Source organism: Mesorhizobium sp. M0040 (genome assembly GCF_040323505.1).
Lineage (GTDB): Bacteria > Pseudomonadota > Alphaproteobacteria > Rhizobiales > Rhizobiaceae > Mesorhizobium.
Genome location: NZ_JAMYVA010000001.1, coordinates 297,653 through 316,938, shown reverse-complemented (window position 1 = coordinate 316,938; position 19,286 = coordinate 297,653). Strand labels below are relative to the sequence as shown.

Here is a 19,286-nt window from a genome sequence, read left to right as displayed (position 1 = left end):
GATCCGATAGCTGCGAGGGCCATGACGTTTCGGTGCTCTAGATTGCACTCCCGTACAAGCCTCGAGACAACATCCCATCGAAGCGGTGGCTCTCCTACGCTTTCTTCAGAAATTCCGTCCGCAGAACCAGATTGCCTTTGTGCATTCAGCCCGTTGAGGAGATCGGCGAGTTCCTCGGGATCGTGCTGGTTCATTCCAACGATGGTTCGGCTGCCCATCTCGGCGGGCCGCCCGGTACGAGCATCATTGACGGTCCAGGTGCCGGTCGGATCCCGAAAAGGTCTGTAGCGTTGAGGCATGCGGACACGATAAGGTTCTCTCTGCGAAGGGCAGATCATTATTTTTCGCTTTGTATTGATGTCTGATACGTCAATGATACTATCGCGAGTATCATTTCTCATATTCAGACACTGACACCTCGATGATCACTGCTTCCCAGCTTCGTACCGCCCGCGCCCTACTCAACATCGACCAGAAACCCCGGCGGAAATGGCAGGCCTCTCGCTGCCGACGATCCAACGAATGGAGGCCAGCCAAGGCAATGTGCGAGGCGTTGTCGATAGTTTGGTGAAAGGGATCAACGCGCTGAACCGCGCCGGTGTCGACCTTCTCAGCGAACATATGCGTAGCGACGATAGCGGCCGTGGTGTCAGGTTCCGGCATCCAGATACGCTGTTGGGCATGCCAAACTAGATCATACAAAGCGCGCCCTCGGCGCCACGCATTCACCGTCCTTCGTCTTCCTTTTCTTCCCGAAACACCCAATGAGCCTCTCCCGGCATGTCAGCTTGCGGTCCCGCTTTTCCGCATGGAAAGGCAAGGTTCGCTCATGATCCTGTATCTGCGCCGGCTGACCGGAAAAGAGCGTAGCGACAGAGCCGACCGGCACCTCGCTCGCTTTCTGACGTTCATCGCAGGAGCCGCCAATGCTGGCGGCTTTCTGGCGGTCCAACAGTACACATCCCACATGTCAGGCATCGTTTCGTCGATGGCTGATCACCTGGCACTCGGCAATGTCGAACTGGCGCTTTCCGGATTGGGGGCCTTGTTGTCGTTTGTCGCAGGCGCCGCCTGCTCAGCGGTGCTGGTCAACTGGGGAAGGCGGCAGAGTCTGCAGGGCGAGTACGCGTTCCCGCTTGTCCTGGAAGCGCTTCTGCTGATCTGCTTCGGTCTGCTCGGCAGCCATCTTGCGCGTCATGAAGCCCTGTTTGTGCCGATGACGGTGATGCTGCTTTGCTTCATCATGGGCCTGCAGAACGCCATCATCACCAAGCTGTCGGAAGCCAGAATCCGGACAACGCATGTCACTGGCCTGGTGACTGACATGGGCATCGAACTCGGCAAGCTGCTTTATTGGAACATCTCGGGGAGTGACTCGGACGAACTGTTCGTGAAGGCAGATCGAAGAAAGCTGAGGCTGCTTGCGTCGCTTGTGGCATTGTTCTTTCTCGGCGGCGTCATCGGCGCTGTGGGTTTCAGGCATGTCGGCTTCGCGGCGACGTTGTTTCTCGCGGCCATTCTCCTTGTGCTGGCCTCCATGCCAGTCCTGGAGGACGTCTCCGTTCGCATGAGGCGGCTTTGGCAGTAGCGCTGCAGAGCTTTGCTGAATGCCAGATTTGGCAGCACATTCGCGAAGGCGCTGTTCCTGGATTTCGGCAGCTATCTGTTTTGGCCGATCCTGAAGCACGAACACGATGAACCGGCCCAACGGCAAGAGCAAGCGAACTCAGCCATACCCACTCATAACGTGAGGTCGAAGAGGTAGCCGACGCGCCCGCGGCGGCTCCAATCGAATGGCCGGCCGAGATAAGGCCCATTGCCCATCACGCGCAATCCGAGACGGCTGGCGACAAGACTGGCCGTGACGGGAACGGCCGCATGGCTTTGGTTCGAGGCGGGGGGGGTATCGCCCGGTTTTCTACAGCCTCAAGACAGATGCGCCACGCATCACTAATTGAATGCGCCGCATTTTAATATATGCTGCAAGACGTAGAGATAATATCTCAAAGCTGATCAAAAAGGGGGATGCGACCGTGATAACTGCTCCACAGTTGCGTGCCGCGAGGGCGCTCCTTGGCATCGACCAGCGCAGGCTTGCCGAATTGTCCGGTCTTTCCGTGCCGACAATTCAACGCATGGAAGCCAGCGAGTCGATTATTCGGGGTAACGTCGATTCTCTCATGAAGCTGATCGGGGCACTTGACCTCGCCGGCGTGGAATTGATCGCTGAAGGCGCCTCCAGCCAAATCGGCGGGCGCGGCGTGCGACTGAAAGCGGATTTTGACCCCGCCAAAATCCTTGGCGGGGTCGATACGGATGCCAAACTCCCCGTGAGGAGCGTGGCGTGATTTCGGGGGCCGCGGTCCTCCTGTGGGGCGTCGCTGCGCTCCTGGGGACTGCGGTGCTTGCGATTGCGGAAAGCCGCAGATCCGACTCGGGAACACGCCTGATCTACGGCTTGACGCTAGGTATATCGGCGGCCGTGCTCATGGTTCTCGCGAGCCGCATCGCCGACAATCCCGTCACCCCGTCGACTGTGGTGTTGCCTCTTGGATTGCCATGGATTGGCGCTCATTTCCGTTTGGATGCGCTCTCGACTTTCTTCCTCATCGTCGTCAACTTCGGCGGCTCCATGGCCAGCCTTTATGGCCTCGGCTACGGCAGGCATGAGTCTGCGCCGCATCGGGTGCTGCCGTTCTTCCCGGCTTTCCTAGCCGGAATGAACCTTGTCGTGGTGGCCGACGACGCCTTCACTTTCCTGCTTTCTTGGGAATTCATGTCGCTCGCCTCCTGGGCGCTCGTCATGGCGCACCATCGCGAGCAGGACAATGCGCGGGCGGGCTACATCTATCTCGTGATGGCAAGCTTCGGCACACTCGCGCTGCTGCTTGCGTTCGGCCTGCTCGCCGGATCCGATGGAACCTACACATTCGACGCGATGCGAGCCGCCGACCCCACCCCGTTCGCCGCTGCTTTCGTCCTGGTTCTCATGCTGCTGGGCGCCGGCTCCAAGGCTGGACTCGTCCCGCTGCAGGTTTGGCTGCCACTCGCTCATCCGGCCGCGCCAAGCCACGTCTCGGCTCTCATGAGCGGCGTGATGACCAAGGTCGCAGTCTATGGCTTCATACGCGTTATTTTCGATCTGCTCGGTGAGCCGGCATGGTGGTCGGGCGTTGCCGTGCTTTTCCTTGGCGGCCTGACGGCGGTTCTCGGCATCCTCTACGCGCTGATGGAAAAGGACCTGAAGCGACTGCTTGCCTATAGCACCATTGAAAACATCGGCGTCATCTTCGTAAGCCTTGGTCTCGCGCTCGCTTTCAAGGCGAACGCCATGCCATCGGCTGCAGCGCTGGCGCTCACCGCCGCGCTGTTCCACGTCCTCAACCATTCTTTTTTCAAGAGCCTGCTGTTTTTCGGCGCGGGCGCCGTGCTGACGGCAACCGGAGAGCGGGATATGGAGAAGCTGGGCGGTCTCATCCACCGCATGCCCTTTACAAGTTTTGCCTTTCTCGTCGGTTGCGTCGCGATCTCGGCACTTCCACCCTTCAACGGCTTCGTCTCCGAATGGCTGGCCTTTCAGGCCATATTGCAGAGCCCCGATCTGCCACAATGGGGACTGAAGGTCATGGTGCCCGCCGTTGGCGGTCTACTGGCGCTGTCAGCGGCACTGGCCGCGGCCTGCTTTGTAAAGGCGTTCGGGATTACATTCCTCGGCCGGCCACGCTCGGCCGCGGTGGAACTGGCGCATGAGGTCGACCGCTACTCGCTGGCGGCAATGTTCATTCTCGCTGCCCTTTGTCTCCTGGCCGGCATTCTGCCCGGTCTTGTGATAGACGGCCTCTCATCGGTGACACTGCCACTGATCGGCAGTCGGATGCCTGTGCAGATGGCCCAGCCCTGGCTGTCTATCGTGCCGATTGCAGCGAGCCGCAGTTCCTACAACGGCCTGTTGGTGTTCCTGTTCATCGCCTTTTCCGCATCCGCTGCGGCATATGTGATCCATCGCTTTGCATCACATGCACTCCGTCGGGGTCCGGCCTGGGCTTGTGGCTTCCCGGATGTGGTCCCGAGCTCGCAGTACACGGCCGTCAGCTTCGCGCAGCCTATCCGCCGCGTCTTCGGCACGTTCGTATTCCGTGCAAGGGAAACCGTCGAAATGCCGGCACCTGGCGAGACCGGTCCGGCTCGTCTGAATGTCGAAATGCATGATGTGATCTGGGAGACGCTGTACCTGCCTATCGGCCGGGCCCTCGACTTTGCGACCGACCACCTCAACCATCTGCAGTTTCTGACGATCAGGCGCTACCTGACCCTCGTCTTTCTCTTTCTCATTGTCCTGCTCCTGGTGCTCGCACTATGGCCGTGATTCTCGAGTTGGCCGTTCAAGGCGCGCAGATGGCGCTGGTGCTTTTGCTGGCGCCGCTCCTGACCGGATTCGTGCGCAAGGTGAAGGCACGGCTCTTGCGCCGCCAGGGTCCTTCCCTGATCCAACCTTACCGCGATCTCTTGCGGCTGATGCGCAAGGAAGTCGTTCTGGCGGACAACGCATCCTGGCTGTTTCGCGTGACGCCCTATCTGATCTTTGCCACCACCTGGGTCGGCGCGGCGCTCATCCCGACATTCGCCGCCGGCCTCACATTCAGTTGGACCGCCGATCTCATAGCCATTGTCGCACTGCTGGGAAGCGCCCGGTTCTTCCTGGCGCTGGCAGGCATGGACGTCGGCACGAGCTTCGGCGGCATCGGCTCGAGCCGCGAGGTGATGATCGCTTCGCTGGCCGAACCCGCCATGCTGCTCATCGTGTTCAGCCTGGCGCTCGTCGCGGGTGCTACGCAACTCTCAACGGTCGCCGCCTTCATGGGGTCACCGGAGGTTGGCTTGCGGGTGTCGCTCGGGATGTCGCTCATCGCCCTCGTGATGGTGGCGATCGCCGAAAATGCCCGCATACCCGTGGACAACCCATCGACCCATCTGGAACTCACCATGGTTCATGAGGCGATGGTGCTGGAATATTCCGGTCGCCATCTGGCGATGATCGAGTTTGCCGCCTTCCTCAAGCTTCTGCTCTATGTGTCGCTGATTTCCTGCGTCTTCCTACCTTGGGGACTGGCGAGCGCCGGGGCAGGGCTGGAATCCCTTGCTCCGGGTGTCGTCGCCTATGTCGGCAAGCTTGCCGTCTGTGGCGTTCTCCTCGCCGTGTTTGAGACTGCCATCGCCAAGATGCGCGTCTTCCGCGTCCCGGATTTCCTCGGGGCGGCGCTGATGCTGGCCCTGCTCGGCACGCTCCTGCTGTTCGTCTCACGGAGCCTCTGATGAACGGCCTCACCTTCGACATCGCTCACCTGCTCGCCGGCGGCCTGGTGCTGGTCAGTTTCATGATGCTGTATCAGGATCGCCTCTTTGCTCTGATCAACGTTTTTGCGCTTCATGCAATCGTGCTGGCCCTGTCCGTAGCTTGGCAGGCATACATTCAGGACGCGCATCATCTCTACGTTACGGCGGCGATCGCCCTCGTCTTCAAGGCGATCGTCATTCCTGTCGGGCTTCATCGCATCATTCAGCGGCTCGGCATCCATCGTGACGTCGAGACCGCCGTCGGCATCGGTACGACGATGCTTGCGGGGATAGGCCTGGTGACCCTGTCCATGGTCCTGATGCTGCGCGTCACTCCCGAGGCTGATCCCCTCGCCCGCGAGGACCTGGCTTTCGCGCTGTCCATCATTTTGCTGGGGCTGCTGGTGATGGTCACCCGCCGCAACGCCGTCAGCCAAGTTGTCGGATTCATGTCGCTCGAGAACGGTCTGGTCCTCGCCGCCACGGGGGCCAAGGGCATGCCTCTGGTCGTCGAGATCAGTGTCGCCTTCTCGATCCTTATCGCCTTCATCGTCATCGGGGTCTTCCTGTTCCGCATCCGCGAGAGGTTCGACTCGGTGGATGTCGGCGCGCTGGACGACTACAGGGGAGAACACCGTTGACCGCGTTTTCCCTCGATGCGGTGGCCGCCATTTTGCTGATACCGGTCTTCGCGGCCGCACTTCTGGCGGCGCTGCCGAAATACCGGATATCGGCGGGCGTCAATGTCGCGGCGAGCTTGCTGACCTTCCTCGCCGCACTGTCGCTTCTTGTCACCGACCGCCCGCAGCCTGGGCAGTATCTGCTCGTCGACGATCTCAACATCGTCTTCATCGTGCTCAACACATTCGTCGGCTTCACCACCAGCGTCTTCAGCGCTTCCTACATTGCCCACGAACTGGAGAGCGGGCGGCTGACAGTCCCGAACTTGCGGTTTTATCACGCAATGTACCAGGTCATGATGTTCGGCATGAACCTGGCGTTCGTGTCGAACAATATTGGCTTGATGTGGGTGGCGGTGGAACTTGCCACGCTGACCACCGTGCTCATGGTCGGCATCTACCGCACGCACGAGGCGCTGGAGGCCGCCTGGAAATATTTCATTCTGGGCAGCGTCGGCATCGCGCTCGCACTGTTCGGCACCATCCTCGTCTACATGGCTGCACAGCCGGTTGTTGGCGAGGGGACGAATGCGATGGTCTGGACGGTGCTCATCGCTAACGCCGCGCGCTTCGATCCGGCTCTGCTCAATGTCGCCTTCATCTTTCTGCTGCTCGGCTACGGGACGAAGGTCGGCCTTGCGCCCTTACATGCCTGGCTGCCAGACGCGCATGCTGAGGGTCCAACGCCGATTTCCGCAGTGCTGTCGGGCTTGCTGTTAAACGTCGCACTCTATGCCGTGCTGCGCTTCAAGCTATTGCTCGCGGCAAGCCCGGAAGCGATCGCACCTGGGCCATTGATGATCACGATGGGACTGACGTCGCTTGTCTTCGCGGCCTTCATGCTCTACCGCCGCCGCGACATCAAACGCCTGTTCGCGTACTCCTCGATCGAGCACATGGGCATCATCGTGTTCGCCTTCGGCATAGGAGGCCCGCTCGCCAATTTTGCCGGGCTGCTGCACATGGTCATGCACAGCCTGACCAAGTCGGCGATCTTTTTCACGGTCGGCCACATTGCCCAGGTCAAGGGGACACAGAACATCGCCGAAATCCGGGGACTGACGGAAACACATCCTGCCCTTGGCTGGGCGCTCGTCATCGGCGTCGTTGCCATTGCCGGCCTCCCTCCGCTCGGTATCTTCATGAGCGAATTCCTGGTCGTGAGTTCGACATTTGCAAGACACCCTCTTTTGGCGATGCCGTTGGTTTTCGGGATTCTGCTCGCTCTCGGCGCCCTGCTGCTTCGACTGACCGGCGTCGCTTTCGGCGAACCGCGCGGCAGCACTGCACCCGCCGAGGCGTCCTACATTCCGATGTATTCCCACTTGGCGTTGGTGTTTGCCGCCGGCATCTATCTGCCGCCACCGCTGGTCACATGGTTCCAGCACGTCGCAAGTATCCTGGGGTGAGCAGAGGAGAGAAAGAGCATGCCCGCGCTGATCGACCTCATCCTTGCTGGCCAACGTGTCGAAAATCATTTCCCGTGGTCGCGCGCCGTGGTGACTCCGAAAAAATGGGGCTTTGCCGTCGAGCAACTGGCCGAGGGCCACTGGAGCTTGCTCGGCCTATGGGGTGAGCCAGGCGCCGTCCACATGGCACTTCTCGATGAAAGCGCCGGGGACATCGGCGTTGTCAGCCTGGAATGCCCCAGTGGCCGCTACCCATCGGTCGGCCGGCTGCATCCGCCCGCATTGCGGCTCGAACGTGCGGCTGCTGACCTGTTCGGGCTCCTGCCACAAGGCGCGCCTGATACGAGACGGTGGCTTGATCATGGCCATTGGGGTGTCAGCTATCCGTTGAGTACCCGCGTCCGGACGTCTGCTGCGACAGCCTTCCCGTACAGTTTCCTGCCTGCCGAGGGGGAGAGCCTGCATCAGATCCCGGTCGGGCCCGTGCATGCCGGCATCATCGAGCCGGGCCATTTCCGGTTCACGGCGAGCGGTGAAACGGTCGTCCGGCTGGAGCAGCGCCTCGGATACGCGCACAAAGGTATAGAAGGCCTGATGGCGGGGGCCGACATCGACCGTGCAGCCAAATTGGCGGGCAGAACCTCTGGCGACAGTACCGTGGCATACTCCCTCGCTTTTGCCCGCGCGGTCGAGGCGGCGCTGGGTGTCCAGGTTCCCCCACGCGCGGTCTGGCTGCGAGCGCTCATGGCCGAGTTGGAGCGCCTGGCCAATCATCTGGGCGACATCGGCGCTATCTGCAATGATGCCGCCTTCGCGCTCATGCATGCCCACTGTGGGGTGCTGCGTGAGCGCGTATTGCGGGCAAGCGATGCTGCCTTCGGTCATCGTTTGATGCGCGACTGCATCGTGCCCGGAGGCGTGGCAAGCTTCCTGAGCGATGAGGGCACGACAGCGCTCAGGTCCCTGATCGCAGAGATCAGGCAGCGGTTTCCCGCGCTGGTCGAGCTCTACGACAACACGGCGTCGCTGCAGGATCGGACTGTCGCAACTGGCCGGCTGAAAGTGGAACTCGCTCGTCAATATCGCGCCGGAGGCTACGTTGGCCGGGCCTCCGGTCGGGACTTCGATGCCCGACGCAATCTCGCTTATCCACCCTATGGCGAACTCGCATTCGATGTACCTCTCCTCCAGGAAGGCGATGTGAACGCCCGTGTATGGATTCGTATCCACGAGGTCGAACAGAGCCTGTCCCTGATCGAACAAGTCCTGCGACAACTGCCAGACGGGCCGATCCGCGTCGATTTCGCGCAGACAAACCGATCGCATGAAGGCATGGCGCTCGTCGAAGGTTTCCGCGGCGACATTCTGGCCTGGCTGCGCATTGGCAAGGGCGGCTTGGTCGAGCGCTGTCACCTCCGTGATCCGTCATGGTTTCAATGGCCGCTCCTTGAAGCGGCGATCGAAGGAAACATCGTTGCCGACTTTCCGCTGTGCAACAAATCGTTCAACTGCTCTTATTCGGGCCATGATCTCTGAAGGCACGCTATCATGCGCAAGCTTCTTTTTGAAAGCCTGATACGCCCCCCTCTCACCGAGCGTCCGCCGTTGGCAAGCAGCACGGCAGTCGACGAACTCGCACGCGCGCTCGATGGGGCTGCTCACAAACGATTGGGGCGAAGCCTGTCGATCCGGGCGGTCGATGCTGGTTCCTGCAACGGCTGCGAACTTGAGATGCACGCGCTGAACAACGCCTTCTATGACATCGAGCGTTTTGGGATCCGGTTCGTCGCATCACCGCGCCATGCCGATGTACTGCTCGTAACCGGGCCGGTCACAAAAAACATGCGCGAGGCATTGAAGCGGACCTACGACGCAACACCCAACCCAAAATGGGTGGTCGCACTGGGAGATTGCGCAGGCAATGGCGGCTGTTTCGCCGGCAGCTATGCGGTGGTGCGCGGAGTGTCCGAGGCCTTGCCTGTCGATCTGCACATTCCAGGTTGTCCGCCACCGCCAATCGAAATTCTGAAAGGCCTGCTCGCCTTGCTTGAGGGCGTGAATTCCAAGACTGGTGCTGCCCGAAGATGACTATGTAGAGGCTTTGCCAAGGTTGGCCTTGTCGCTGCATAGATCCAACCAATGCGTAGCCGTGAGTTTAGGGGCATCAGCCAACCTCTGTCCCAAAATTGGAAGGCGCTCGGCGGCGAGAACGGCTAAAACGCCTGCTTTTTCGCCGGCAGCCCAGCGCTTTCGATCGAAGGGGAACCCGTTCCCTAGTCCGAAATGGTTACTTGCGCTGCAGCTAATGTAGTTACAATCTTGTGCAGTCGGAAGCTGCATGGGCCGGCCAGGCGCGAATACCGCCTTCGCCGGCGTCTCAAAGCAGCCGACCACACGTTTGCGGTGCTCTAAGGGGGAATCAATGAGATTGACGATTGTTTGTGCGGCAATTGTGATGGCCGTATCCACCGCCGCCGTTGCGCACGAGAAAAAGAGGGTGGTCAGTACAGCAGTAACGTCGGCCTGCGCCGACCTGTCGGGCAGCACGATCAAGAAAAACGGGGAAACAAAATTGGATAGCAGTTCAACCGGAACTGTCTCCAGCGCGATTTCGAAAGACAAATCGGAGCCGCGCCTGGGCTATGAAACGGTCAATCCTGCAATCATATCGATCTATTAGCTGAGGAAATAGCAGGCAGGTCTATCGGCGCTCAGGCTTCGGGAGCAGGGCATGGACCGACTCGCGGCCATTGCCTGCGGACCATATTCAAGCACCGCGAAATCAGCCGTTAATCGCTTGGTGGCGGCGCTCGGCCTCATTGCGCATGCCTGCGCTCAATATTTGATGCGGTCACGCATTGCGTACCAAAGCATTCCGAGCACATAGAGCGGGCCGCGCAGCGCCGTGCCGCCGGGGAACGGCAGCGGGCTTAGGGTCGAAAACAGATCGAGCCGCGAAGCATCACCGGTGATCGCCTCAGCGAGCAGCTTGCCCGACAGCGTCGACAGGATCACCCCCTTGCCCGAATAGCCATGCGCAAAATAGACGTCGCCATAGCGACCGACATGCGGCAGGCGCGATGTCGTCACCGAGACCAGCCCGCCCCAGGCGTGATCGATGCGGCGGCCGCGCAATTGCGGAAAGGTGTTTTCCATGTGCGGCCGCACGAAGCCGGCAATGTCGGCGGGCGGCGACGGCGTATAGCGCTCGCCGCCGCCGAACAGCAGGCGTCCATCCGCCGACAGCCGGTAGTAATTGACGACGAAGCGCGTGTCGGAGACGGCCACATTGCTTGGGATGACGTCGCTCGTGTCGCCCAGCGGCTCGGTGGCGATGATGTAGTTGCCGACCGGCATGATGCGGCTGTTGACGCGCGGCTCAAGCCCGTGGAGCAGCGCATCGCCGGCCAGTACGACATGCCTGGCCCGGACCGAGCCTTTGGCCGTCGAAACCCGGGGGGAAGGTTCCCGCTCCAGCCGCAGCGCCACCGAATTCTCGTGGATGGTGACGCCCGCCGCAGCCGCGGCGCGAGCAAGACCGAGCGTGTAGTTCAGCGGATGCATATGTCCACCGAGCTTCTCGTACATCGCGCCGTGATAAGGTGTGTTCACCATTCCGCGCGCCTGCGCTGCCGACAGCATCTCGACATCATGAAAGTTCATCACCGTAGAAAGGCACTCGGCCTCTTCTTCGAGGTCGCGCAGGTCGGAACCGTTGACCGCACCGGCCAGATGGCCGGTGAGGCTGAGGTCGCAATCGATGGCATGGCGCTCGATCAGACCGAGCACGAGGGCCCGCGCCTCGAAGGCGAGATCGAACAGCGCCCTCCCCCGTTCCGGCCCAGATAGCTTGACCAGCCCCTTGGCGCCCTTGCGCAGGCCGGGGATCATCTGGCCGCCATTGCGCCCCGACGCCCCCCAGCCGATCTTGCCGCCTTCGAGCAGCACCACCTTCAGGCCGCGTTCGGCTGCATGAAAGGCTGCGGAGAGGCCGGTACAACCGCCGCCGACCACCACCAGATCGGCGTCGACGTCGCCCTGCAGCGCCGGATGGTCCGGAGCCGGATTGGCCGTCGCGACATAGTAGGATTTGCCGATATCCAGGCCGGAGTTGAAGCCCCCAGAATTGAAGCCCATCATCACACCTTGAGCAGCAGATGGTCGCGTTCCCAAGAGGTGACGACGCTCTGGAACAGGTCGAGCTCAACGCTCTTGACGCGCAAATAGGTCTGGAAGAAATCCTCGCCGAGCACCGCCCGAACCGGATCGCACGCAGCGAAGCGGTCGAGCGCCTCTTCCATGGTTTTGGGCAGCGTGCTCCTGCTGCGATAGGCATTGCCCGACGCTTCCGTCGAACGAGCGATCTTCTCCTCGACGCCGAGATAACCGCAAAGCAGCGAGCCGGCTATCGCCAGATAGGGATTGGCATCGGCACCGGGCAGCCGATTTTCCACGCGCCGCGCGGTGCGCCCGCCGGCCGGCACACGCAGGCCGCAGGAGCGGTTGTCGTGCGACCACTCGATGTTGGCGGGTGCACTGTGGTTCGGCCGGATGCGGCGGAACGAATTCACGTTCGGCGCAAACAGCGGCATCACCTCGGGAATGTATTTCTGCAGGCCGCCGATGAAATGCCCGAACATCTCGGTGTCGGCGCCGTCATGCCCGGCAAACAGCGTGTTGCCGGCCTCGTCGACGACAGACATGTGGAGATGCATTGAGCTGCCGGCTTGTGCGGCTATCGGTTTGGCCATGAAGGTCGCCTGCATGCCACCTTCCTGCGCGGTCTGGCGCGTCATTCGCTTGAACAGCAATACCTTGTCTGCCAGCGGCAGCGCGTCGCCATGCAGGAAATTGATCTCCAGTTGGGCCGTGCCCGATTCATGGATGAGCGTGTCGAGCGGCAGTCCGGCTGCCGCAGCATAGTCATAGAGGCGCCGGATCACCGGCTCGAATTGCTCCAGTGCCGCCATGTCATAGGGATGCTGCACGCTTTCGGAGCGGCCATTGCGCCCGACCGGCGCCGTCACCGGCCTGTCGGGATCGGGATTGGGCGCGGTGAGATAAAATTCAAGCTCCGGCGCCACCACCGCCCGCCAGCCGCGCTGGCGATATAGATCGAGCACGGCCCGCAACACGTGCCGCGGCGAAGCCATCCACGGCCGGTCGTCCATGTGGAACGCATCGGCGAAGACATAGGCCTTGCCTGGCCCGCCACCGGGCGCCAGACAGAGTGTTGCGACATCCGGCACCATCCGCATGTCGGGGTCCTGGTAGGCGAACCCCTCGTCGACGGAACCGGAATAGCGGCCGTCGATGCTGACCAGGAACGCGCTGCTCGGCAGATAGAGTGCTCGGTCCTCGATCGCCTTGAGGAACTTGGCCGCTGGCAGGGCCTTGCCGCGCAGCACGCCGTTCACGTCGGGCACCAGGCACTCGACCTCGCTGACAGCGTGAGCGGCCAACCAGTCTTTCGGGTCGTTGGTGCCGTTCATGGTCGAGGCATCAGTTGTTGTGGTGTCAAGCATCAGGTCGGGTCCTTGCGAGAGCGAGAATGGCTTCGGCAGCCACGTCCGTTCCGGGTGTCAGCGCCATATGCACTGCATTCTCCCGGAGGCGTGCGCGCATTGCAGCATCGGCCATCAGGCCAAGAATGCTTCGCTCCAATTCGTCTTCCGTCCAGCCATCGCGGCTGATGTGGCGCCCGACGCCGGTTTCCTCGGCACGTTGCGCATTGTCATGCCCGTCCCAGCAATAGGGCATGACCAGCGACGGCACGCCGAAACGCAGTGCTTCGCAAAAGCTGTTGTTGCCGCCATGATGAATGAAGAGGTCGCATTTCGCCACGACGGAAGGCTGTGGAAACCAGGCGTCGAGATAGACATTGTCCGGAACGGCGCGATAGCTGTCGCGCAGACCTCCGGCATTGACAATGAAGCGGGCCGGCAGCCTGTCGAAAACGGCGAGCATGCGCTGGATCAGGCCTACATCCATGGCGCCAAGACTACCGAAACTGACATAAACCAGCGGTCCGCCATTGCGCGGAAAGACCGGTACGTCGAACGGCCCTTCCGAGCGGACGCAGCCTTCGAGATAGACGAAGCTGGCAGGGTCGAGCGGCTCGGCGCGCTGCCTTCGCACAATCGTTGGGGTCAGCAGCAGATTGAGGGCGGGCGAAGGTTCCAGAAAAAGACCTGTTGGCAAGGGCGCAAGACCGGCGTCGGTCCGAAGCCGATTGAAGCGGTCATGGGCCGGAGCGACCGCTGCCAGGTAGCGCGCCTCGAACACCGCGCGGCTCGGGTCGTCGGCGGCGAGACCGGACAGATAGGGTGGCACATTGGCATCGGGAAGCTCGGTTTCGGCGCAGGAGACGACGCGCACCCACGGGCAGCCGGCTGTCGCCAATGCCGGGAACATGACGACGTTGTCGAGCACCACGGCGTCCGGCTTCAGCCGCGCCAGCAATTGGCGCAGCGGCGCCTCGGCGTTGACCGCAGTGTCTACGATTGCTTGCCAGGTCGGGGCAACGTAGGTTTCGAGCTGATCGATGGGGCTCAGCCTGAAATGCGGCAGATGACGGCGCACGAAGGCCTGCCAGTAGCTCTGGCGTTCGCTGTCGGTCAACGGATCGTCAGTCGGCAACTGGTATTCCTGAAACCCATAGTCGGCGAACACGCCAGAAAAGCCGGCATGGCAGATGAACACCGGACGGGCGCCACGAGCGCGCAGGGCCTGCGCTATGCCAACGCAATTCAGCGCAGCGCCGAAGCTCGCTTCCGGAAACAGTGCGATGGTCGGGCTGCCTTTGCGCATGATCCTCGTTATTCCGGCCGGCTGATCATGCCGAACAGCGCGGGCGCCCCGCGACTGGCCGCCTGCGGTCGCTGGCTGCGGGAAAGCCGCAGATGGACCCGAAGCAGATCGGCTGCAACCTCGTACTGCTGGCTCTCCAGATGGTCGAGTATGGTCAGATGCTCGCGCAATGATTGCTTCAGCCGGAAGACATTGACGCCGGCATACGTTCCCGGCAGCCGGCGCAGCCTGAGATGATCGGCCAACGCCTCGGCGACGAAGCGGTTGGCGGAGCCACCGGCGATCATCCCGTGAAAATCGATGTCCAGCCGTTGGAACTCTCTGGAATCGAATGCCGCGTCGGGCAGAGCCAGCAGCATTTCCATGCCCTGTCGCAAGGCTGCCGCGCGCGTCCCATCCAGCCGGAACCCAAGCGCCAGAAGGGCGGCGGGTTCCAGCAACAGCCGGAATTCATAGCTCTCCCCTTGTGCGCCAGGATCGTCCGGCACTCTCCTGAAAAGCCAGGACTGCCCCGGCGCGCGGTCCAGAAGATTTTCCTCGGCCAGTTTCTTCAGCGATTTTAGTACCGTCCTGCGCTCGGCATTATACCGTCGCATCAGCGCGCCGACGGTGACCGTCTGGTCCAGCCGGCGCGCCGAGCGGTCTCGCAGGATCATGTCGGCAAGTTCATCCTCCTCGGCGCTCGGCAGGTCGGCGGCGACGGTCGCCTGGCTCGTGAGGTCTACGGCCAAGCGATAGCCGGACTCAGCCTCCCATTGAACTACGCCTTTTTCAGTGAGCAGACGCAGCGCGGCCCGCACCGGAGTTCGGGATACATTGCAGAGCGAAGCGATCTGCTGCTCCGGGAGATGAGCGCCGGGTTCAAAGCCGCGTTTCCGGGCCACATCGAGAATGCGCTGTGCAAGGTCGAGATGGTTGGTGCGGGGACGTCGAGCTGCAACTTGCATGGCAATTCTCATGAAGGACTTGGCGGCTGAGGTTTGGCCGATTGCCCTTGCGGATGCGATCGGCCGGGATTCACCGTAGTTGACAAATTATGGATTGACGTACTTTTTTCTGCAATAGTACTGTGAGATCAATCGGCAATAAAAGACCGGGGAACAGGATCAAAGCGGCTACGGCTGCAAGCGCTGGTCCGACGACTAAGTTCGATGATCAACCAGAATGGGAGTCTGTCATGACCACCACCACCCTGCGGCACCGTCCGTTAAGGAAATCCTTGATCGCACTTGGCCTTGGCCTGGCGCTGTCAGCGCCGGCGGCTGCCTCCGACCTCGTTATCTCCAACTGGGACGGCTACATGGCGCCGGATGCCATGAAAGCTTTCAAGGCGGCGACCGGTGTCTCCGGTGAAGTCGTGGTTCACGCCACTAACGAGGAGATCATGGGCAAGCTCGTCGCGTCCGGCGGCAAGGGCTATGACGTGGTCTTCGTCTCCTCGCCCTTCGCCGAAGTGCTGAACAAGCTCGGCCTGATCGAGGCGATCGACCATGCCAAGATCCCTAACCTCGCCAATCTCTATCCCGAGGCGGCGAAGCTGCCGCACGACGCCGGCAACAATTTTTCCGTGCCCTACACTTGGGGCACCACCGGCCTTTGCTACCGTTCGGATCTGGTGAAGGCGGAGCCGGTGAGCTGGAACGACCTTCTCGCCCCGTCCGATGCGCTCAAGGGCAAGACGACGATGCTGGCGACCGACCGCTGGCTGCTTGCCGCCGGCCAACTCGCCAAGGGCTATTCGGTGAACGAGACCGATCCGGCAAAGCTCGGCGAAGTCAAGGACCTGCTGATCTCGGCCAAGAAGACCTTGCTGGCCTATGACGACACGACCTTTTATTCAAAGCTGGTCTCGGGCGAGGCGCTGATGGTTCAGGCCTGGGATGGCTGGTGCAATTACGGGATCGCCGAGAATCCACAAATTAAATACACCATACCGAAAGAAGGCTCGGATCTCTGGGTCGATACGATGGTCGTGATGAAGGCATCGGCCAACAAGGACGCCGCCTTCCAGTTCATCAACTTCATGCTGGACGCCAAGAACCACGCCTGGGCGGCCCAGAACATCGACTACAAGGTACCGAACAAGCCGGCTATGGAAAGCCTGCCGGCGGATTTTCTCGCCAAATTTCCCAATATGAGCATGCCGGTGGCAGAGTTGGTCAAGTTCGAGCAGTTGCGCGATGTCGGCGATGCCCAACGCGACTACTCGAAGATCGTCAGCGAAATCAAGGCCGCGCAATAAGCGACATCAAAATCAGAGATCCCGGTCGACGGCGGAGTTTTCGCCACCGACCGTTGAATGCGGTACCGCAATCTTGTCCCAAACAAGACTTCGCTCATCCTTGCTGATGACGCCGGCGCTGGCCTGGCTCACCGCCTTGATGGTCGTGCCATGCGCGCTGGTGCTGGCGCTCGCCTTCTTCCGGCGCGGCATCTATGGTGGCATCGATTACACTTTCACGCTGGAGAATTTCGGGCTGGTGTTCGACCCGCTCTATGCCGGCATCTTCCTCAATTCGGCGCGCATTGCCGGCACGGCAACCCTGGTCGCGGTGGTGATCGGTTATGCCGCCGCCTATGCGATCGCGGCAGCACCCCGGCAACTGCAGCCGGTGTTTCTGTTCTTTGCCGTCTTGCCCTTCTGGTCCAACTACCTGATCCGTACCTATGCCTGGATCGTGCTGCTCAACCGCGAAGGGCTGATCACACAACTGCTGCGCTGGTTCGGCTACACCGGCGAGCCGCCGTCGATGCTTTATACCGAAGGCGCCGTCATCGCCGGTCTGGTCTACAACTATCTGCCCTTCGTCATCCTGGCCTGCTACGCGCCGCTGTCGCGGCTCAATCCGGAGCTCGCAGAGGCCTCGCGCGATCTCGGCGCGTCGGCCGTGACCACATTTCGCCGGGTCATCCTGCCACTGACCGTGCCGGGTATCGCCGCCGGTGCTGTTTTCGTCTTCGTGCTGTCGATCGGCAATTTCGTGACCCCTGCTCTGCTCGGCGGCGGGCGCTTCCAGATGACCGGCAATGTCGTCTACGAGCAGTTCCTGACCGCCAATGACTGGCCCTTCGGTGCGGCACTGGCAATGGTGCTGATCGCCATCATGCTGCTGGTGCTGACGGCGCAGGCCCTGGCTGCTGATCGCGCCTCGGGCCGTACCGCCGAAGCGAGAGGAGGCACCGATGGCTGAGCGCTCCCTCGCCACGAGGCGCGCGCTCTGGCTCGTGCTTTCACTGGTCCTGGCCTTCCTCTACATCCCGATCGCCGTGCTGGTGGCGCTGTCGTTCAACCAAGGTGGGCTGCCGACCGTCTGGTCGGGCTTCTCGCTGAAATGGTATGTCTCGCTAATCGGAAACGCCGCAATCCTTTCTGCCGCGCTCAACACACTGATCGTGGCGCTTGTCTCGACCGCCATCGCCACGCTGCTCGGCACGCTGCTGGCGATCGGCGTCGAAATACGCCGGCAATACGGCAAAGGTCTCGAGGCGCTGATCTTTGCGCCGATGATCATTCCCGACATCGTGCTGGCGATCGCGCTGCTCAGCTTCTTCTCGATGCTTGATCTCACCTTGGGCCTGCACACCATCATCCTCGCCCATGTCGTCTTCAATCTCGCCTTCGTCTGCTCCGTGGTGCGCGCGCGGCTGAAAAGCTTCGACTGGTCGATCGTCGAGGCCTCTGCCGATCTCGGTGCTTCCGCGCTCACGACATTTCGGCGGGTGACGTTGCCGGTGATCCTGCCTGCCGTCGTCGCCGGCGCGCTGCTCGCCTTCACCCTTTCGGTCGACGAATTCATCATCGCCTTCTTCACCGCCGGCGCCGGCCGCGCCTCGACCACGCTGCCGATGCAGATCTATTCGATGATTCGCTTCGGCATCACGCCGGAGATCAATGCATTGGCGACTATCGTCATGGCGGTCTCAATCACCGCGCTGACCCTGTCGCAGCGGCTCAACCGTGGAGTGATCGGCCAATGAACGAGCCCCGCACGCTGCTGGCGATCGACAACGTGTCGAAGAAGTTCGGCCGGGTGACGGCGGTCGACGGCATTTCGCTGGATATCCGCGAGAACGAGTTCTTCGCCTTGCTTGGACCTTCGGGCTGCGGCAAGACAACGCTGCTGCGCATGTTGGCCGGCTTTGAGACGCCCAATGACGGGCGCATCCTGCTCGACGGCCGTGACATCGCCAGGACCCCGCCCAATAAGCGGCCGGTCAATCTGATGTTCCAGTCCTATGCGCTGTTTCCGCATATGAGCGTCAGGGCGAATGTTTCCTACGGCCTCGAAATGGAACGCTTGCCTGCAAAGGAAATCCGCTCCCGTGTCGACGCCATTTTGGCGACGACCGAACTCGTTGCCTTCGCCGACCGCAAGCCGGAGCAATTGTCCGGCGGGCAGAAGCAGCGCGTCGCGCTTGCCCGAGCGCTGGTCAAGCGACCACGGCTGCTTCTGCTCGACGAACCTCTTGGTGCACTCGACAAGAAATTGCGCCGGGCCATGCAACTGGAGCTGAAGCGGCTGCAGCACGAGGTCGGCATCACCTTCGTCATCGTCACCCATGATCAGGAGGAATCGCTCGTCATGGCCGACCGTATGGCAGTGCTCAGGGACGGCAAGCTGCTGCAATGCGATACACCCCATGCGGTCTACGAGCATCCGGGGGACCGTTTCGTCGCGGACTTCATCGGCGTCATGAATTTCGTACAGGGCAAAGCCGCCGGCGACGGCGTGCTGGCAAGCGACGGCGTGCGGATCGCCGGCGATGTTCCCGCAACAATTTCGCCCGGCGCTGCGGCGGTAGCTTCAGTGCGGCCCGAACGCATCCGACTGTTCCCGTCGGCAGAAACGGCCAACCGTATCTTCGGCGCGGTCGAGGCGCTGGCCTATCAGGGACTCGATCTGCAGCTGCACGTCCGCACCGCCCTGTCGCCAAAGCCGTTCCTGGTGCGCGTCACCGCCGACGCCGCCGACCGCCGCCCGGTCTCGTCGGGCGATACAGTCGAGCTCGGCTGGGATGCGGCTGACGTCAGAATTTTCGCAGATTGATCGAA

Annotated in this window: 16 protein-coding genes and 2 pseudogenes; 13 read left to right on the top strand and 5 right to left on the bottom strand. The window is 61.6% G+C overall.

Going from position 1 to position 19,286, the window contains the following annotated elements; genetic code table 11:
• The first annotated feature begins 421 nt into the window (after positions 1-421).
• From NKJ91_RS01495 to NKJ91_RS01455, 9 genes and pseudogenes are all read left to right on the top strand, one after another.
• A pseudogene (locus tag NKJ91_RS01495) lies at positions 422-693 on the top strand (helix-turn-helix domain-containing protein).
• A gap of 115 nt (positions 694-808) precedes the next feature.
• Positions 809-1,576: pseudogene (locus NKJ91_RS01490) on the top strand (YoaK family protein); the annotation flags it as partial.
• Between the two features lie 457 nt (positions 1,577-2,033).
• Positions 2,034-2,348, top strand: coding sequence for a helix-turn-helix domain-containing protein (locus NKJ91_RS01485; protein ID WP_023675522.1), 315 nt, complete (start codon positions 2,034-2,036; stop codon positions 2,346-2,348).
• A complete protein-coding gene (hyfB, locus tag NKJ91_RS01480; RefSeq protein WP_502903543.1) occupies positions 2,345-4,366 on the top strand; it encodes a hydrogenase 4 subunit B in 2,022 nt (673 codons plus the stop codon). The genes NKJ91_RS01485 and hyfB overlap by 4 nt, the downstream gene beginning before the upstream one ends.
• Complete coding sequence (locus tag NKJ91_RS01475; RefSeq protein ID WP_023675520.1) at positions 4,357-5,313, top strand: respiratory chain complex I subunit 1 family protein; 957 nt, start codon at positions 4,357-4,359, stop codon at positions 5,311-5,313. Before hyfB ends, NKJ91_RS01475 begins: the two co-directional genes overlap by 10 nt.
• Positions 5,313-5,975: a hydrogenase-4 component E gene (locus NKJ91_RS01470; RefSeq protein WP_023675519.1), complete on the top strand. Its 663-nt coding sequence runs from the start codon at positions 5,313-5,315 to the stop codon at positions 5,973-5,975. The genes NKJ91_RS01475 and NKJ91_RS01470 overlap by 1 nt, the downstream gene beginning before the upstream one ends.
• Entirely contained in the window at positions 5,972-7,423 is a 1,452-nt protein-coding gene (locus tag NKJ91_RS01465) for a hydrogenase 4 subunit F (protein WP_352454161.1), read from the top strand. The genes NKJ91_RS01470 and NKJ91_RS01465 overlap by 4 nt, the downstream gene beginning before the upstream one ends.
• Before the next feature lie 18 nt (positions 7,424-7,441).
• A complete protein-coding gene (locus NKJ91_RS01460) occupies positions 7,442-8,959 on the top strand; it encodes a hydrogenase large subunit (RefSeq protein ID WP_352454160.1) in 1,518 nt (505 codons plus the stop codon).
• 12 nt (positions 8,960-8,971) lie between these two features.
• The gene (locus NKJ91_RS01455) at positions 8,972-9,511 is read left to right on the top strand and encodes an NADH-quinone oxidoreductase subunit B family protein (protein WP_352452927.1); all 540 of its coding nucleotides are present in this window, start codon (positions 8,972-8,974) and stop codon (positions 9,509-9,511) included.
• On the opposite strand, the gene NKJ91_RS01450 is transcribed toward NKJ91_RS01455, so the two are convergent.
• The 5 genes from NKJ91_RS01450 to NKJ91_RS01430 form a co-directional block, all read right to left on the bottom strand.
• Positions 9,512-10,045: a hypothetical protein gene (locus NKJ91_RS01450; protein WP_352454159.1), complete on the bottom strand. Its 534-nt coding sequence runs from the start codon at positions 10,043-10,045 to the stop codon at positions 9,512-9,514.
• A 213-nt stretch (positions 10,046-10,258) separates the two neighbouring features.
• Positions 10,259-11,563, bottom strand: a complete 1,305-nt coding sequence (locus NKJ91_RS01445) for an NAD(P)/FAD-dependent oxidoreductase (RefSeq protein WP_352454158.1) — start codon at positions 11,561-11,563, stop codon at positions 10,259-10,261.
• On the bottom strand, positions 11,563-12,948 hold the full coding sequence (locus NKJ91_RS01440) for a glutamine synthetase family protein (RefSeq protein ID WP_352454157.1): 1,386 nt from the start codon (positions 12,946-12,948) through the stop codon (positions 11,563-11,565). Before NKJ91_RS01440 ends, NKJ91_RS01445 begins: the two co-directional genes overlap by 1 nt.
• Positions 12,941-14,236 (bottom strand): glycosyltransferase, encoded by a 1,296-nt coding sequence (locus NKJ91_RS01435; RefSeq protein ID WP_352452939.1) that lies wholly within the window; start codon positions 14,234-14,236, stop codon positions 12,941-12,943. The genes NKJ91_RS01440 and NKJ91_RS01435 overlap by 8 nt, the downstream gene beginning before the upstream one ends.
• Before the next feature lie 5 nt (positions 14,237-14,241).
• On the bottom strand, positions 14,242-15,180 hold the full coding sequence (locus NKJ91_RS01430; RefSeq protein ID WP_352454156.1) for a GntR family transcriptional regulator: 939 nt from the start codon (positions 15,178-15,180) through the stop codon (positions 14,242-14,244).
• A 230-nt stretch (positions 15,181-15,410) separates the two neighbouring features.
• Here NKJ91_RS01430 and NKJ91_RS01425 point away from each other — a divergent pair, with 230 nt between their 5' ends.
• The 4 genes from NKJ91_RS01425 to NKJ91_RS01410 all read left to right on the top strand — a co-directional run bounded on the left by NKJ91_RS01425 (position 15,411) and on the right by NKJ91_RS01410 (position 19,281).
• On the top strand, positions 15,411-16,475 hold the full coding sequence (locus NKJ91_RS01425) for a polyamine ABC transporter substrate-binding protein (RefSeq protein WP_352454155.1): 1,065 nt from the start codon (positions 15,411-15,413) through the stop codon (positions 16,473-16,475).
• A 106-nt stretch (positions 16,476-16,581) separates the two neighbouring features.
• Complete coding sequence (locus NKJ91_RS01420) at positions 16,582-17,424, top strand: ABC transporter permease (protein WP_352454186.1); 843 nt, start codon at positions 16,582-16,584, stop codon at positions 17,422-17,424.
• Positions 17,417-18,211, top strand: coding sequence for an ABC transporter permease (locus NKJ91_RS01415; RefSeq protein ID WP_352454154.1), 795 nt, complete (start codon positions 17,417-17,419; stop codon positions 18,209-18,211). Before NKJ91_RS01420 ends, NKJ91_RS01415 begins: the two co-directional genes overlap by 8 nt.
• Positions 18,208-19,281: an ABC transporter ATP-binding protein gene (locus tag NKJ91_RS01410; RefSeq protein WP_352454153.1), complete on the top strand. Its 1,074-nt coding sequence runs from the start codon at positions 18,208-18,210 to the stop codon at positions 19,279-19,281. The genes NKJ91_RS01415 and NKJ91_RS01410 overlap by 4 nt, the downstream gene beginning before the upstream one ends.
• Positions 19,282-19,286 lie beyond the last annotated feature (5 nt).

What these genes read in the sequence shown, in the direction of transcription:
- NKJ91_RS01475 (WP_023675520.1), top strand. Translation starts at nt 4,357, where the DNA reads ATGGCCGTGATTCTCGAGTTGGCCGTTCAAGGCGCGCAGATGGCGCTG.
- NKJ91_RS01470 (WP_023675519.1), top strand. Translation starts at nt 5,313, where the DNA reads ATGAACGGCCTCACCTTCGACATCGCTCACCTGCTCGCCGGCGGCCTG.
- NKJ91_RS01460 (WP_352454160.1), top strand. Translation starts at nt 7,442, where the DNA reads ATGCCCGCGCTGATCGACCTCATCCTTGCTGGCCAACGTGTCGAAAAT.
- NKJ91_RS01455 (WP_352452927.1), top strand. Translation starts at nt 8,972, where the DNA reads ATGCGCAAGCTTCTTTTTGAAAGCCTGATACGCCCCCCTCTCACCGAG.
- NKJ91_RS01445 (WP_352454158.1), bottom strand. Translation starts at nt 11,563, where the DNA reads ATGATGGGCTTCAATTCTGGGGGCTTCAACTCCGGCCTGGATATCGGC.
- NKJ91_RS01440 (WP_352454157.1), bottom strand. Translation starts at nt 12,948, where the DNA reads ATGCTTGACACCACAACAACTGATGCCTCGACCATGAACGGCACCAAC.
- NKJ91_RS01430 (WP_352454156.1), bottom strand. Translation starts at nt 15,180, where the DNA reads ATGCAAGTTGCAGCTCGACGTCCCCGCACCAACCATCTCGACCTTGCA.
- NKJ91_RS01425 (WP_352454155.1), top strand. Translation starts at nt 15,411, where the DNA reads ATGACCACCACCACCCTGCGGCACCGTCCGTTAAGGAAATCCTTGATC.
- NKJ91_RS01420 (WP_352454186.1), top strand. Translation starts at nt 16,582, where the DNA reads ATGACGCCGGCGCTGGCCTGGCTCACCGCCTTGATGGTCGTGCCATGC.
- NKJ91_RS01415 (WP_352454154.1), top strand. Translation starts at nt 17,417, where the DNA reads ATGGCTGAGCGCTCCCTCGCCACGAGGCGCGCGCTCTGGCTCGTGCTT.
- NKJ91_RS01410 (WP_352454153.1), top strand. Translation starts at nt 18,208, where the DNA reads ATGAACGAGCCCCGCACGCTGCTGGCGATCGACAACGTGTCGAAGAAG.